Raw genomic sequence first — 15,265 nt, forward strand, 5'->3', positions numbered from 1 at the left:
GTATTTACACGCAATGTGCCTGCACCTAAGAACGAAGCAAACGATAAAAATTTAGGATTTTGGGGAGCACTTTTGCGGTGTCTTACAGGTTTCTGACGTGGCGGCGACAAAATTTCTACATTTGAGCCTTCATGATTTGCCAGGCTCATACGTCTTAATGATTGAGAGCCCCCATCTTTTCCTGATCAGGCTCTGAAAAGGAGTTTTCGCATGTACAACTCGCAACTGCCAACGGACGGTAGCCATGCGCCAAAGAGTACTTCCATGAGCTCCGGCGTTTTCGAACAACGGACCGAGCGCCACGTCAACGAGCGGATCAGGTTTCTGCTCAAGAGCTTTGGCCTGCGAACCAGTCTGATTCGTCTGAAAGTCATCGACGCCTTGCTGACCGCCGCCGAAAGCGACCGCAGCCTTGGAGTGCGCGGCGTGCACAGTCACTTGCTGGACCTGGATATTCCCCTGTCCTTTCTCAGTGTGCGCGAAGTGTTGAAACGCTTGTGCGTGGAGGGCGTAATTACTCTCAACACGGACAAAAGCTACAGCCTGCACCCACAGGCTGCCGCCGTTCTTCACAACGAATAATCAAGCCTGGCTGTGCCGCTCAGGGCTTGACCTTGCGGCGCATCACGCCATTGACCACCACCACGATCACCGCCACGCCAATGGCGATGTACTGGAACAGTTTTTCGCTGATGACACCCTGATTCTGCAGCCAGGAAAGGCCAAACATGATCCCCAGTACCACCAGCGAGATCAGAATCGAGTATTTCAAACGTTGCGACTGGGTCATTGCCATTTCCTGAAAGTGAGCCTGAGCTTTAAAAATGTATCCGGTTTGTATCCGATTGCATGCCAAGCCCCTACCGTTCTCCGGGAATGAGGCGCTGCAAGCGGGGTCTCATGTTACAGCCGATGAAGAGTTTTCGCTTCATTGCGGCGACAACCATGAGAATTTTGAAATGTTCCGTCGAATCACACTGCTGATTCCCCTGCTTGCTCTCCTGACTCTGAGCGGTTGCATCGTTTTCCCCCACGGCGGCTGGCACCACGACCATGGCGGACCGGGTTACAACCAGCATCGATAACGCCTGGTTATTATTTTGAAGTTTTAACATCAGATTAATCACTCTATAACGGAGAGTTTGTCCTACACGCGTTGAATTAATGCCCGCTCCGTGCGGGCATTTTTCGTGTAGGACTTTTTTCATATATGAGTGAGCCTAACTTACGACAAGTGATTCTTTATTTACCGTCACTTTCAGCTCAACACATTTCGACATTTTTCGACACTTCATGCCTCAATTAATGCAGTGAAATGATTCATGACCAATGATTACTCTTGTTGTGCCGCTATAAAGATTCGCGGTCAATTTCATAGCACCAACAGGAACATCATGCGCAAACCTTTAATACACATAAGCTCACCTCGACTACTTGGGTTTTGCCTTGCAATTACTCTTTTCGAACTACTGACTTATATGGCCAGCGATATGATCATGCCGGCCATGTTGACCGTGACCCGCCACCTGGATGCCAGTCCGAGCCATGTTCCTCACGCCTTCAATCTGTATTTGGCAGGAGGCGTTCTTCTGCAATGGCTCATTGGTCCGCTTTCTGATCACTTCGGCCGACGCAAGATGCTGCTCATCGGCTGCGCGGTATTCGCCTTGGCTTGTGCCGCAGCGTTCAACGTCCAGAGCATTTTTGCATTCAACGGTTTGCGACTGATTCAGGGCATGGGGCTGGGGTTCGTCATCGCGGTGAGCTACCCGGCGCTGCAAGAAGTCTTCTGCGAGGCTGACGCGGTAAAGATCATGGCGTTACTGGGGAACGTTGCACTGCTCTCCCCGCTACTGGGGCCTTTGCTCGGTAGTTTATTGCTGGAATGGTTGTCCTGGCGGGAACTGTTTTTGCTGCTGGGTTTCGGCGGAGTGATGGTCTGGCTTGGGCTTTATCTGTTCATGCCGGAAACAGTGGGCACCCTGCGCCACGATGGTCAGCGCCTTGCGGCAGTACCCTTTGAATGGCGTGGCACCGTGCGCCGCTATGCCGCATTGCTGGCTAACACGCAATTTCTGAGTGCCACTGTCGCGTTGGGCGTGATGAGCCTGCCATTGATTGCCTGGATCGGGCTGGCGCCGGTATTGCTGATCCACAACCAGGGCCTGTCACCGCTGGAATATGGCCTATGGCAAATACCGGTGTTTGCGGCCGTCATTCTCGGCAATCTGATCCTCAACCGACTGATTGCCAAAACCGAACTGCCACAACTGATTCGATATGCGCTTTGGCCATTCTGTGGCGGGCTCATCGCATTAGTTGCCGTCAGCTTCTACGGCGCTTCTACAGCCATGCTGATCAGTTGTCTGGCGCTGTACGCCGTAGGGCTTGGCATGAGCAATGCCGCGTTATACCGGCTTGCGCTGTTTGCCAGCGACGACAGCAAAGGTCTGGTCTCGGCCATGATCGGCATGATGTCGATCGCGGTCATGGGCGGTGGCGGTTCGATTGTCGCGGCAGTCGGCGCCGGTAACAGCCACGAATCCTTTGCCCTTATGGCGGGTATTGCCGGGCTTCTTTGCCTGGCGCCCCTGCGACTGTTTCTGCGGCGATCTCAAATCGCCCTCGCTGTCTGATCCCACACAACAGGTCTATCCATGATCCATTTACCCCACACCGATGCGCTCTGCGCGTTAACGCAACCCTATTGCCTGGATTCCGTGCCCGAGGGGCTATTCGATCAGGCAATGGGGGAAATCAGCCTCTTCCATTGTCACCACACGCCGGGGTACGAACGCTGGCTGAACGCAAACGGGCTCAATGCCCGGGACTTGGAAACACTGGATGACTGGTCAAGACTGCCGCCGATCTTCGCCAACTATTTCAAACGTCACTTGTTGTTCGGTCCAACGGGCGAAGGCGCACTGGAACTGACATCGTCAGGCACCAGCGGCCAGAAGAGTCGCATGCGCTATGACCAGCGCAGCATGTCCGCGGCCCAGGGCATGGTGAGCCACATTTTTCGGCACTACGGCTGGGAGACCCCGGACAGCCCCTGTAATTACTTGCTCCTGAGTTACGAACCCGAGGCAGCCATCACCTTGGGCACTGCCTACACCGACCAGTTTCTCTGCAGTTATGCGCCAGTGAACCGGGTTGTGTATGGGCTGCGTCGGACGGGTAACGGTCACGAGTTCGACCTGTTCGGGGTCGTTCGCGCCTTGCAGGAATTTGCTGACGAGGGGTTGCCCGTCCGGATTCTCGGGTTTCCGGCGTTCCTTTCCTATGCGTTAAAGCACATGGAAGACACCACTGCAGCGAATCTCAAGCTGCCTGACCAGTCGCTGGTGTTTCTGGGTGGCGGCTGGAAAACCCAGTCAGCCCAGGAAATTCCCTTGCTTGAGTTGTATGCCCGAATCAATCGCCAATTGGGTATTGATCTGTCCCGCTGTCGGGACGGTTACGGCGCGGTAGAGCACGCGGTGCCTTACATCCAGTGTGCCCACCATCATTTCCATGTCCCGGTCTATTCGAAGGTTTTTGTGCGCAATCCATCCGACTTCACTGTTCAACCCTACGGTCAGCGCGGTTTGCTGGAGTTTGTCTCTCCGTACATTTCTTCCAGCCCGGCACATGCGGTTGTCATGGGTGATCTGGCAACGCTGCACCCGGGCGCAAGCTGCGGTTGCGGCCTGACGACCGATTGGTTCGAGCTGCATGGACGTGCCGGAACTACCGCCAGTCGAAGTTGCGCCATGGCGGCCTCCGAACTGATCGGGGGGGCTTGATATGTACCTGGTTGATGGCCAACTGCGTGACGACGTCACCCTCGAGACAACGCTCGATTTTCTTCAGAAACAATTGCCCCGGCGGCTGAACACGCCGATCGACAGCGATACCGTCATTGAGTCTGCGGCGCGTTTTGCCGCACTGTTGCAAAATCGCAGCCTGGCGCTGCCCCTCGAAGATGATCAACGCCTGGGGCTTATCGATTTCTGTCAGCGCACCCACCTGAGCACAAAGCTTGAGCGGGAATTGGGAGCGCAACCGCGTTCGCTGAGGCGTATCGAATACCGACACGCGCATTTTGAAAGCTGGCATCCGCTGGGTCTGGTGGTGCACATCACGCCAGGAAATGCACCGATGCTGGCGTTTTGTGCGGTACTCGAAAGCCTGCTGGCCGGCAACATCAACTGGTTGCGCCCCAGCTCCAGCGATGAAGGCTTGACCGCGCAATTGCTGGCCGCGCTGGTGAGTTGCGACACCAGTGGCAGGCTTGCCGAATTCGTCGCAGTGATGCCCGTGAGCACCTCACAGATAGCGCAGCTCTGCACTCACGCCGATGGCGTGGCAGCCTGGGGCGGTGAAAAGGCGCTCAAGGCGATCCGCCAGCAGATCCCGGCGGGATGTCGATGGATCGATTGGGGACACAGGATCAGTTTCGCTTACCTGTCGCCTGACGCTGCCACTCCTTCGACACTGGATGCGCTGGTGAATGAGGTTTGCAGTCTGGATCAGCAGGCGTGTTCCAGCCCGCAATGGGTGCTGGTGGACAGCAACGATCCGGCCGTGTTGCGCGACCTCGGAGAACGTCTGGGCGAAGCCTTCAACCGTCGCGCGCCGCACTGGCCGGCGTTGGTGCCAACAGACCAGGAGGCTTCGGAGATCACCACCCGCACAGTGATGGCACAACTGGATCATTGTTTTGCGAACCAGACCGGTCAGGTCTGGGCCGGCCAGGGATGGCGTGTCATCTGGGAGCACAATCAGTCGCTGGCCCCTTCTCCCCTGTTTCGTACGGTCCTGCTCAAACCCGTACCGCAACACCTGATCGCCGAGACACTTCTGCCTTGGCGCACAGTCCTGCAAAGCTGCGCACTGATTTGCCCCTGGACGCAGACACCAGGACTTGTTCGAACGCTGGTCAATGCCGGCGTTACCCGTATTGCGCCATGCGGGTCGATTCATGACGGCTATGCAGGGGAGCCCCATGATGGCGTCTACGCACTGACGCGTTTGAGTCGTCGCCTCTCGGTGAGTCTGCCGCCAGATGTTTTGCCGGGCCATGCAACACTCGACCCGGTCCCGTCCGCCCCCGACACCGCAAATGACCCGATCATGGACAAAAACACGTTTACGACCCAGCCGATGGGCGCCGCGGCACAGCTATATTTCCGCTCTGGAGGGAGCAGCGGAATTGCGACCCTGGCCGGTTTCAGCTATCGCGACTTTCAACGGCAGATGCGTGCCGCGGCTGACGGGATGTTCGCCGCCGGCCTCGACCCATCCCATGACCGGGTCATGAACCTGTTTTACGGCGGCGGCCTTTATGGTGGGTTCTTCAGTTTTTCAAAAATTCTTGAACAGATGCACGTTACGCATTTCCCCATGGGAGCCCCTCAGGACGATGACTTCAGCGAAATCTCCCAACTGATCGTAGATCAGCGTGTCACCGTGCTGATCGGCATGCCGAGTACTTTGCATCGTCTGTTTCTCAATGAGCAGACAAGGCTGCGGGCGTACGCCGGCATCGGCAAAGTGTTTCTCGGCGGCGAGCATCCGGGCCAGGCCAGTCGGCAACTGATGGAAAGCTGCGGGGTTGCGACGATCCGCTCGGCCATCTATGGCTCCGTCGACGCGGGCCCCCTGGGGCATGCTTGTTCGGCGTCCCCGGACGGCGTGTTTCACTTGATGTGCGACACCCAGCATCTGGAAATCGTGCATATCGATCAGGACGTACCTGCCCAGGCTGATGAGATCGGTCGCCTATTGTTCACTTCACGAGCACGGCAAGGCCAAACCGTGCATCGATATGACGTTGGAGACACCGGTCGCTGGATACCCGGCGCCTGTCCGTGCGGGCTGGACTCACCCCGATTCGAACTGCTCCAGCGGCACGGCAAACTGGTGCGCATCGGTACGGAGTTCATTTCACCCTCGGCCCTGGAACATAGCGTTGGCGCGCCCATTCAAATTGTTCTGGACTACGCACCTGATGGCGTCGAGCGGTTGCAAGTGTTGGTGGATGCGGAGACCCACCAGGTTCACGAAAAACTACTCAGCCATGGAGCGCTGGCGAATGCCGTAAAGGCCGCATTGTTAATTGTTGAAGTTGAAACATGCACCGAACAAAAATTCACACGAAACAAACACAGCGGCAAGACGCCACTGGTTATTGATAAAAGAAAATAAAAACAGACTGCTTTAATCCGTGCCTTTGTCCATTAAGCAAGACGCCTGATAAAAAGAGGATCCAGTGAAAACACTATTTTCGCTTGAACAACTATTGTCTTATATACGGCAACATTCCAACTTTTACTGCCATCAACTGCAGCACTTACAACAAGAGAGGCTTACTTTAAACGATGTGCCGCTTACCAACGTGGCTGACTATTGGGCTGGCAGCAATGATTTGAGTCATTGGCCGGTCCTCACCGGAAATGTCGACGATGCGCTGGTGTTTAAAACCGGCGGTTCGACCAGCCAGGGAAAACTGGCAATCTACACCTATAGCGAATGGCAAGTAATGGTCAGCACGTTTGGACAAAGTTTGTCCTCTCAACTGAACGACGGCGACCGGGTCGCCAATCTGTTTTTTTCCGGTGATCTTTACGCAAGCTTTCTGTTCATCCACGACTCATTGGCCCATGTCGGGCGATCCATCTGCGAGTTTCCATTTACCGGACACGTCGAGCTGGACGTCTTGGCGGATGCCATTGCACAGCATCGTGTCAACGTTCTGGCCGGCGTACCGGCACAATTACTGCAACTCGCCGCGTATCTGAGTCAGCATGGACGAGTGTTGTGCGGGATCGAGACACTGCTCTATGGCGGGGAAAGCCTGTTTGCCCCGCAACTGGCCATTCTCACGGAAGTATTTCCCAACGCTCGCATTGCCTCTATCGGCTATGCCAGCGTAGACGCCGGTCTGATCGGTGCCACTGACCGCGACTGTGCATTGGGCGAGCACCGCGTGTTCGAAGAACACACCCTCCTGGAAATCGTCGATGAACTCACCGGTGAAGTCATTGAGGAATGCGATCGCACCGGCCAGTTAGTGGTGACCAGTCTGACGCGCCGGCTCATGCCGCTGGTGCGTTATCCGGTGGGTGACCGTGCCTGCTGGCGTGAACCCGGCGCAACCCCAAGGCGCAAATTCGCGCTCAAAGGACGTAGCGCGCACAGTCAGCGGATACGGGTGGGCGTGCTGTCGTTATTGACCGACGAAATAAGCGAAATCGTTCAGCGCATCGCCAACACTGATCAATGGCAATTGCTCATTGAACAGTCCGGATGCAAGGACATCCTGAGTGTGAAATGGGTACCCGAAACCCAGTCAAAAGCCATTGAGCCGGTGCACCAGGCGCTGCGTGATGCGCTGGTTACTCACTACCCCACCATCGACGGACTGAGCCGTGCGGGTCAGCTGGATTTGCGAATCGTTGCCTGTGCGGCCACGGAGCTGACACTTCATCCCCGCTCCGGCAAACAACTGCGAGTGCAGGATTTGCGCATGTATGACGTACCGTTGGTGGAGCCTGCCTGATGCGCCCTATTATTTTTCGGCCTTACCGGCCATCCGATGCCTGTGCCGTGAGCCGATTGTTTCGCGAGGTCTATGGCGATCATTACGTTCAGCCGGATGTTTACCTGCCGAACATGATCAATCAGCACAATGTCGACGGGCGTTGGAAGTCCATGCTGGCGATGGACGACGAACGCATTCTCGGGCATGCAGCGTTGTGCTATGAAACGCCTTCCAGTACCCCGGAACTGGCCTTGAGCGCGGTACATCCCGCCGCGCGAGGGCAGAGTATCGCCACCCGTCTGGGTCGGGAGTTGCTGTCGCTGTCTGGGTCGCTGGGTTTCAACAGTGTCTCGATCAAACAAGTGACTCACCATTTCTACACTCAACGTATGGCAAACAGCGTCGGTTTCCACAGCACTGGATTGCTTCCCGACTACGTACCGTCGCCCTTCGCCGAGCCGCTCCCGGAAACCATCGTGATGGGTTTGCACGTGATCGAAGGACACACACGCCCCCTCCCCGACATCCAGTGGCCCGAAAGCTATCGGGGGTTCATGCAGCACTTGTGTTCAGTGTTCGGAACTCACCCAGCCGCAATACCGCGGCCTTCACTGCCCCTGCAACTCAAACAACATCATCAAAGATTTGAGATGGTCATTCAGCGTTTGAACAAACGTTTACTCGAGCAGATCCGACAACTGCCCATGCACTGGCTGATCTCGGCCAAACTCCAATTGACGCGGCACTTTGCCGAGGATTTGCGCAAATTGACGGCCCTTGGCTTTGCCTTTACCGGGCTTATGCCTACGCCATTCAATAGCGGGTGGTTCGCACTGTTCCATCGAGGGAGTCAGCCTCGGCATCTCAACCTGCACTGCCCGCACATGCAACAGTTGCATGACGACTTACAACTAAACGATACCGCCCATGCAAGTGCCACAGCACTGGACAAAACTCGCTCAGCTGCCTGAGTCTCTTCGATAAAAATCATTTCCCGGCAGTGCGCAAAGCTCCACCATCCAGTCGACGAACACCCGCACCCGCCGTGACAACTGGCGATGGGGCGGATAAAGCGCCGTCAGCGGCATAGCCGGTGGCGGCACCTCCCTCAGGAGTTCAATCAAACGACCCTCCTTCAATTGTCGGGCGACATGATAGTAGGGGGTCTGGACCAAACCATATCCCGCCTCACAGGCGGCCAGATAACCATCGGCACTGTTGACCGCGACCTGCTTGGGCAGATCAACGAGCTGTATCTGCTCATTGACCATGAATTCGAGCCCGAAACGCTTACCGCTGCTGCTGGAGAAATATTCCACCATCTGATGGCCTTCAAGGTCCGCCAGACACTGAGGCGTCCCATGACGCTTTAAGTATTCGGGGCTGGCACACGTCACCTGGTCCAGCATGACCAGCGGGCGCGCTACCAACGAATCGTCCAGGGACGAGCCACCACGCAGCACGCAATCGACGCCTTCGCGAATCAGGTCCACAGGCTGGTCATTCAAGCCGATTTCCAGTTCGATCAAGGGATACCGGGCGGTGAAATCCGGCAATGCCGGAATGACGATCAAACGCCCTATTCCCGACGGCATGTCCATTCGCAGCAGCCCTTTAGGGTTGTGACGGGCAGCTGAGAACACCGCTTCGGTTTCCTCCAGGTCCGCCAGCAATCGCACGCAACGGGGGTAATAGGCTGCGCCGTCGAGCGTCAGACTGAGCTGACGCGTGGTGCGTTGCAGCAATTGCACTCCAAGGTGTGCTTCCAGTTGCTTGATCAGAATGGTCACCGAAGCACGCGGCAATTGCAGGCTGTCCGCCGCTTTGGCAAAACCGCCGAGCTCAACAATTCGGGTGAACACGCGCATCGCATTGAAACGGTCCATAGCTTGGGCATACCGGCTGATTATTTAGAAACTACAAACAGTGATAGCAGTTTTAGCCGGTTTAACTTGTTTCTGTCGACGTCAACAATGGGGTTCACATTCACAGGGAGCTGATGTCATGCAAACACGTCAACTGGGCAAAAACGGCCCGCAGGTTTCCGCGATCGGTCTGGGCTGCATGGGCATGACTGATTTCTACACAACGGGCGTCGACACCCGCGAAGCCACGGCCACTTTGCATCGCGCGCTGGAGTTGGGGATCAACCTGCTCGACACCGCCGACATGTACGGCCCACACACCAACGAAGAACTGATCGGCAAAGCCATCGTCGGCAAGCGTGACCAGGTGTTTCTGGCGAGTAAATTCGGCATCGTCCGCGACCCGGCAAACCCGGTTGCGCGGGGCGTCAACGGTCGACCGGACTATATACGAGCCTCTATCGACGGCACCCTCAAGCGTCTTGGCGTTGAAACCCTGGACTTGTACTACCAGCACCGCATCGACCCACACGTGGCCATCGAGGAAACCGTCGGCGCGATGGCCGAATTGGTGAAGGCCGGCAAGGTTCGTTATCTGGGTTTGAGCGAAGCCTCGGGCGCGACGCTGGAGCGGGCACACAAGGTCCATCCGATCAGTGCACTGCAAAGCGAATATTCCTTGTGGAGCCGCGATCAGGAGGAGAACGGTTGCCTCGCCGCGTGTCAACGCCTGGGAATCGCCTTCGTCCCTTACAGCCCGCTGGGCCGGGGATTTCTAACCGGCGCACTGAAAAGTCCCGATGATTTCGCGGCGGACGACTACCGTCGCTTCAGCCCGCGTTTTCAAGGGGAGAATTTCGCGAAAAATCTAGTGTTGGTGCAGCAAGTGCAGGACCTGGCCGCAGAAAAAGGCGTGACGGCCGGCCAATTGGCACTGGCGTGGGTGCTGGCCCAAGGCGATTACTTGATCCCGATTCCGGGGACCAAACAACGTAAATACCTGGAAGAGAATGTGGCAGCGCTGGACGTGAAGCTGAGCCGCGAAGAATTGCACGCCCTTGAAGCAATATTCCCGGCGAATGCCACCGCCGGCTTGCGTTATCCGGAAGAGGTCATGAAGTTGCTGGACCGCTAACCCCACCTTACCCTGAGCGCCGACGCCGACGCCGACGCCGGCGCTCAGCGGCCAACCTGACAACTTTGTAATGCGCACCTCATCTGACTGACAGCTTTGATCTACGATGATCAAACGGCCCGGTTTTGTATTACTTCGAAACACACCTTGAATGCCTGACCGGGAAAAATGGTCAGAATGCATTTTTTTGGCCGCAATCCGAAACGAGATCCCCCATGCGAACCCACCTGCGTCTGGTCGCCCTGAGCGCCCTGTTCATCTCCTCCCTGGCCCAGGCCGCTGACCTGATCCCGATTGAAGTCCACCGCGACGCCAATTGCGGTTGCTGCAAAAAATGGATCAGCCATCTGGAGGCCAACGGCTTCAAGGTCGAAGATCACGTCGAATCCAACATGAGTGAATTCAAGCAACAACACGGTGTTCCGCCGCGCTTGGCGTCGTGCCACACCGGTTTGATCAACGGTAAATTCGTCGAAGGCCATGTGCCGGCCGATCAGGTGCTGGCGCTGAGCAAGCGCGACGATCTGTTGGGCGTTGCCGCCCCCGGCATGCCCATGGGTTCACCCGGCATGGAAATGGACGGCATGAGCGATGCCTATCAGGTGATCGGCCTGAAAAAGGATGGCACTGACATGGTGGTGGCGGACTACCCCGCCCATTGATGTTCGGTGCGTACATCGGGCTCTTCCTCGCGGCATTCGGTGCGGCAACCTTGCTGCCCTTGCAGTCCGAAGCGGTGCTGGTGGGACTGTTGCTCAGCGGCAAGTATTGGCTCTGGTCGCTACTGGCGGTCGCGACCCTGGGCAATGTCTTGGGCTCGCTACTGAACTGGTGGCTGGGCCGAGGCATCGAGCGGTTTCGTGACCGACGCTGGTTTCCGGTCAGCCCGCGTCATCTGGACAAAGCCCGACTTCACTATCAACGCTATGGGCATTGGTCATTGCTGCTGAGTTGGGTGCCTGTTATCGGTGATCCGCTGACCTTGGTGGCCGGTGTGATGCGCGAGCCACTGGGTCGATTCCTGCTGATCGTGACTCTCGCCAAGGGCGCCCGTTATGGCGTCCTGGCCTTCGCCACATTGGGCTGGATGAGTTGAACGATCACCCTCCTCGATTGCCTGTGTTTAATGTCGCCCTAATCATGCCGTTCCAGCATCGGCCGATTTCCAATGGAGTTCACCCATGTCCCCAACCCTCTCCCGCTGGCTACCCGCCCTGCTGCTGAGCGCCGCACTGCCCGTCATTGCCCACGCCGAAGGCCCGGAATATGGCCCGCAGCTGCAAGGTTTCGAATATCCCTATACGGTCAAGCATTTCGCCTTTGAGTCTCAGGGCAAATCCCTGCAAATGGGTTACATGGACGTCGCCGCCCACGGCAAGGCCAACGGACGCAGCGTGGTGCTGATGCACGGCAAGAATTTCTGCGGTGCGACCTGGGACAGTTCGATCAAGGCCCTGAGTGAGGCCGGTTACCGGGTCATCGCCCCGGACCAGATTGGTTTCTGCACCTCCAGCAAGCCGGACAACTATCAATACACGTTCCAGCAACTGGCGGCCAACACCCAGCAACTGCTCAAGGCCCTCGGCATACAAAAGGCCGCCCTGCTCGGGCACTCCACCGGCGGCATGCTCGCTACTCGCTATGCGTTGCAATACCCCGATCAGGTCGAACAATTGGCCTTGGTCAACCCGATCGGCCTGGAAGACTGGAAAGCCCTCGGCGTGCCGTATCGCACCGTGGACCAATGGTATGAGCGCGAACTGAAAGTGACGGCGCAGGGCATCCACGACTACCAACGCAGCACTTACTACGACGGCCGCTGGAAGCCCGAATTCGACCGCTGGGTGGACATGTACGCGGGCCTCGCCAAGGGCCCGGGCAAAACTGCGGTGGCGTGGAACTCGGCACTGATTTACGACATGATCTTCACCCAACCGGTGTACTACGAGTTCAAGGACCTGAAAGTGCCGACCCTGTTGCTGATCGGCACCGCCGATACCACCGCCATCAACAAAGACATCGCGCCGCCCGAGGTCAAGGCGAAAATCGGTCATTACGATGTACTCGGCAAACAAGTGGCGAAACTGATTCCCCAATCGACGCTGGTCGAGTTCCCCGGCATGGGCCACGCGCCGCAGATGGAAGAACCGGTGAAATTCCACCAGGCTTTGCTCGCCTGGCTGAACAAAACCAACCCCGTTCATTGATAAGGTAAGGCTGATGGCTGTGCAGATTGCAGTGATTGATGACTGGCAGGATGTGGCCCGTGACGTGGTGGACTGGTCGGTGCTGGACGACATCGGCCAGGTGAGTTTTATCCATGACTACCCTGCCGACAACGAAACCCTGGCAGCCCGTTTGGGCGAGTTCGAAGTGATCTGCGTGATGCGCGAACGCACCCGGTTCGATGAGGACCTGCTGCGACGTTTACCAAAACTCAAACTGCTGGTCACCGGTGGCATGCGCAACGCCGCGCTCGACCTCAAAGCCGCCGCAGCGCTGGGCATCCAGGTCTGCGGCACTGACAGTTACAAGCACGCCGCGCCGGAGCTGACCTGGGCGCTGATCATGGCTGCGACCCGCAACCTGGTGGCCGAGGCCAATGCCTTGCGCGCAGGCAAGTGGCAGCAAAGTCTGGGTGGCGATCTGCATGGCAAAACCTTGGCCATCCTGGGTCTGGGCAGCATCGGCACACGTGTTGCCCAGTTCGGTCAGGTGTTTGGCATGCGGGTGATCGCCTGGAGCGAAAACCTGACGGCCGAACGTGCAGCCGAAGTCGGCGTGACCTACGTCAGCAAGCAGGAACTGTTCGAACAAACCGATGTGTTGTCGGTGCATCTGGTGCTCAGTGACCGCAGTCGGGGATTGGTCGACGCCCAGGCACTGGACTGGATGAAGCCCACAGCACTGCTGGTCAACACCGCCCGTGGGCCGATTGTCGATGAAGCGGCGCTGATCAAAGCGCTGCAAAAACAGCGGCTGGCCGGGGCTGCGCTGGACGTCTTCGAGCATGAGCCCTTGCCGTCTCATCATGCGTTCAGAACCCTGGACAATGTGCTCGCCGCGCCCCACGTCGGGTATGTCAGCCAGCAGAACTACCACCAGTTCTTCTCGCAGATGATCGAGGACATTCAGGCGTGGGCGGCGGGAGAACCGATTCGTCTACTGAGCTGATACCGAGTCATCGTTCTTCGCCAGCAGGCTCGCTCCCACACTGATTTTGTGAGCGACACAGATCAAACGGGAGCGGCGGTGCGACTTGCTCGCGAATGGCCTTACCACCGATTTAACTGCCCTTCACTGCCACAAACGCCACGGTCTCATAGGGCACCGTCACTACGTCCTTTCCACGCAGTTCAGGCTCGGCGGGCGGTGCCGCTGACGGCCAGCACCTCAGGCAAGGCTTCGGACAATTTCTCGAGCATCTGTGGCACCGGTTCCACGGCAATTACCTGCGTCCCCGTCGCCACCAGTCGGGCGGTGAAAATGCTGACGAGCATAGCGCCTCGATTTGAGCTTTCCTTGCAAAGACCCTCACAAAGAAATGAATAATTGTTCACCCCGAGGTGTTCACCTCTTATCGCGATGAGAATTGCCTATGAACAGCCCAAACCTGAACACGCCAGCACGTTACGACCGCCTGACCATGAGCCTGCACTGGCTGACTGCATTGCTGGTGATTGGCATGTTCGCCAGCGCGCAGATCTGGGAGCAACTGGCCAAAGGCACGCCGCTGCGCAAGGAATTGCAGGCGTTGCACATTTCCTGCGGCATCCTGCTGGCGGTGATCGTCATCGGCCGGCTGCTCTGGCGTCTGTCCCGTGGCCGGCGTTTGCCGCCCGCCAATCAGGGCGTGATGAACATTCTGGCGAAAACCGCGCACCTGGCGCTGTATGCCTTATTGCTGAGCCAGATCGTGTTGGGTTTTCTGTTTCGCTGGGCCCAGGCAGAACCGTTCAACTTTTTCGGCCTGTTCGATGTCCCAACCTTGATCACCTTCGATAAAAGCATGAAGTCGGTGTTTGGCGGCCTGCACGAACAAGTGGCGTGGGCGATCGTGATTCTGGCCGGGCTGCATGCCGTGATGGCGCTGGTTCACCATTACGGCCTGCGAGATAACACCTTGCGCCGCATGTTGCCGGGGCGTGGTTCGAACTGAAACAAATTAACGCTGTGGAGCGTTGCTCATGAATACCCGTTTCGCTGTTTTTACCGCCCCACTGCTGCTCGCCGTTGCGTTGTCCGGTTCGCTGGCATTCGCCAACGGCGATGCCGACGAGCCATCCAAACCCAATTGCCCCAAAGGTCAGGTCTGGGACAGCAAACAACAGAGGTGCCTGAAGCAAACCAGCAGTCTGGTACCGGACGCCGACCGCACCGATTACGCTTACCGCCTGGCCAAGGACGGTCGCTACGAAGAGGCCCTGACCCTGCTCGACACCCTCAAAGAGCCAAACACCGCCAAGGCCTTGAACTATCGCGGCTACGCCACGCGTAAACTGGGGCGCACCGACGAAGGCATCAACTACTACCTGCAATCGGTCAAACTTGATCCGCAGTACGCACAAGTGCGCGAATACCTAGGCGAAGCCTACGTCATCAAAGGTCGGCTGGACCTCGCACAGGAACAGTTGCAGCAGATCAAATCCATCTGCGGCAACACCTGCGAGCAATACCAGGACCTGGCCGAAGCCATCAACGATTCGTCGAAAACCTGACACACCGATCAGACGGAGG

General features: G+C 57.3%; 16 protein-coding genes and 1 pseudogene. 13 read left to right on the forward strand and 4 right to left on the reverse strand.

The features are described from left to right. Positions 1–210: 210 nt before the first annotated feature. On the forward strand, positions 211–582 hold the full coding sequence (locus tag FQ185_RS25210) for a fe2+ zn2+ uptake regulation protein (protein ID WP_149419800.1): 372 nt from the start codon (positions 211–213) through the stop codon (positions 580–582). Positions 583–601: 19 nt separating this feature from the next. Here the strand turns inward: FQ185_RS25210 and FQ185_RS25215 are convergent, their stop codons facing one another. Together FQ185_RS25215 and FQ185_RS30265 are read right to left on the reverse strand one after the other, a co-directional pair. Then, on the reverse strand, positions 602–790 hold the full coding sequence (locus FQ185_RS25215) for a hypothetical protein (protein WP_149419801.1): 189 nt from the start codon (positions 788–790) through the stop codon (positions 602–604). A 70-nt stretch (positions 791–860) separates the two neighbouring features. Further along, complete coding sequence (locus tag FQ185_RS30265) at positions 861–1,208, reverse strand: hypothetical protein (RefSeq protein ID WP_178113598.1); 348 nt, start codon at positions 1,206–1,208, stop codon at positions 861–863. A 186-nt stretch (positions 1,209–1,394) separates the two neighbouring features. On the opposite strand from FQ185_RS30265, the gene FQ185_RS25220 reads away from it, so the two are divergent. The 5 genes from FQ185_RS25220 to FQ185_RS25240 all read left to right on the forward strand — a co-directional run bounded on the left by FQ185_RS25220 (position 1,395) and on the right by FQ185_RS25240 (position 8,499). Next, on the forward strand, positions 1,395–2,636 hold the full coding sequence (locus FQ185_RS25220) for an MFS transporter (protein ID WP_149419802.1): 1,242 nt from the start codon (positions 1,395–1,397) through the stop codon (positions 2,634–2,636). A gap of 21 nt (positions 2,637–2,657) precedes the next feature. Further along, a complete protein-coding gene (locus tag FQ185_RS25225) occupies positions 2,658–3,788 on the forward strand; it encodes an acyl-protein synthase (protein WP_149419803.1) in 1,131 nt (376 codons plus the stop codon). Between the two features lies 1 nt (position 3,789). After that, positions 3,790–6,192, forward strand: a complete 2,403-nt coding sequence (locus FQ185_RS25230) for an aldehyde dehydrogenase family protein (RefSeq protein ID WP_149419804.1) — start codon at positions 3,790–3,792, stop codon at positions 6,190–6,192. Positions 6,193–6,256: 64 nt separating this feature from the next. Beyond that, positions 6,257–7,546 carry an AMP-binding protein gene (locus tag FQ185_RS25235; RefSeq protein ID WP_149419805.1) on the forward strand — a complete coding sequence of 430 codons (1,290 nt, stop codon included), beginning with the start codon at positions 6,257–6,259 and terminating at the stop codon, positions 7,544–7,546. Continuing rightward, entirely contained in the window at positions 7,546–8,499 is a 954-nt protein-coding gene (locus FQ185_RS25240; RefSeq protein WP_149419806.1) for a GNAT family N-acetyltransferase, read from the forward strand. The genes FQ185_RS25235 and FQ185_RS25240 overlap by 1 nt, the downstream gene beginning before the upstream one ends. On the opposite strand, the gene FQ185_RS25245 is transcribed toward FQ185_RS25240, so the two are convergent. After that, positions 8,488–9,414 (reverse strand): LysR family transcriptional regulator, encoded by a 927-nt coding sequence (locus FQ185_RS25245; protein ID WP_149419807.1) that lies wholly within the window; start codon positions 9,412–9,414, stop codon positions 8,488–8,490. The genes FQ185_RS25240 and FQ185_RS25245 overlap by 12 nt on opposite strands. 118 nt (positions 9,415–9,532) lie before the next feature. Between FQ185_RS25245 and FQ185_RS25250 the strand changes: the two genes are divergently transcribed. From FQ185_RS25250 to FQ185_RS25270, 5 genes are all read left to right on the forward strand, one after another. Next, positions 9,533–10,528 (forward strand): aldo/keto reductase, encoded by a 996-nt coding sequence (locus FQ185_RS25250; protein ID WP_149419808.1) that lies wholly within the window; start codon positions 9,533–9,535, stop codon positions 10,526–10,528. Positions 10,529–10,743: 215 nt separating this feature from the next. Then, the gene (locus FQ185_RS25255; protein WP_149419809.1) at positions 10,744–11,190 is read left to right on the forward strand and encodes a DUF411 domain-containing protein; all 447 of its coding nucleotides are present in this window, start codon (positions 10,744–10,746) and stop codon (positions 11,188–11,190) included. Beyond that, a complete protein-coding gene (locus FQ185_RS25260) occupies positions 11,190–11,624 on the forward strand; it encodes a YqaA family protein (protein ID WP_149419810.1) in 435 nt (144 codons plus the stop codon). Before FQ185_RS25255 ends, FQ185_RS25260 begins: the two co-directional genes overlap by 1 nt. Positions 11,625–11,709: 85 nt before the next feature. Further along, positions 11,710–12,735: an alpha/beta fold hydrolase gene (locus tag FQ185_RS25265; RefSeq protein WP_149419811.1), complete on the forward strand. Its 1,026-nt coding sequence runs from the start codon at positions 11,710–11,712 to the stop codon at positions 12,733–12,735. 13 nt (positions 12,736–12,748) lie between these two features. Beyond that, positions 12,749–13,702 (forward strand): D-2-hydroxyacid dehydrogenase family protein, encoded by a 954-nt coding sequence (locus FQ185_RS25270; RefSeq protein WP_149419812.1) that lies wholly within the window; start codon positions 12,749–12,751, stop codon positions 13,700–13,702. A 194-nt stretch (positions 13,703–13,896) separates the two neighbouring features. Here the strand turns inward: FQ185_RS25270 and FQ185_RS25280 are convergent. Further along, positions 13,897–14,013, reverse strand: a pseudogene (locus FQ185_RS25280) (SAM-dependent methyltransferase); the annotation flags it as partial. A 113-nt stretch (positions 14,014–14,126) separates the two neighbouring features. Between FQ185_RS25280 and FQ185_RS25285 the strand changes: the two are divergent. Then, positions 14,127–14,687, forward strand: coding sequence for a cytochrome b (locus FQ185_RS25285; RefSeq protein WP_149419813.1), 561 nt, complete (start codon positions 14,127–14,129; stop codon positions 14,685–14,687). Between the two features lie 28 nt (positions 14,688–14,715). After that, the gene (locus FQ185_RS25290) at positions 14,716–15,246 is read left to right on the forward strand and encodes a tetratricopeptide repeat protein (protein WP_149419814.1); all 531 of its coding nucleotides are present in this window, start codon (positions 14,716–14,718) and stop codon (positions 15,244–15,246) included. The last annotated feature ends 19 nt before the right edge of the window (positions 15,247–15,265 follow it).

The organism is Pseudomonas sp. ANT_H12B, from assembly GCF_008369325.1.
GTDB lineage: Bacteria > Pseudomonadota > Gammaproteobacteria > Pseudomonadales > Pseudomonadaceae > Aquipseudomonas.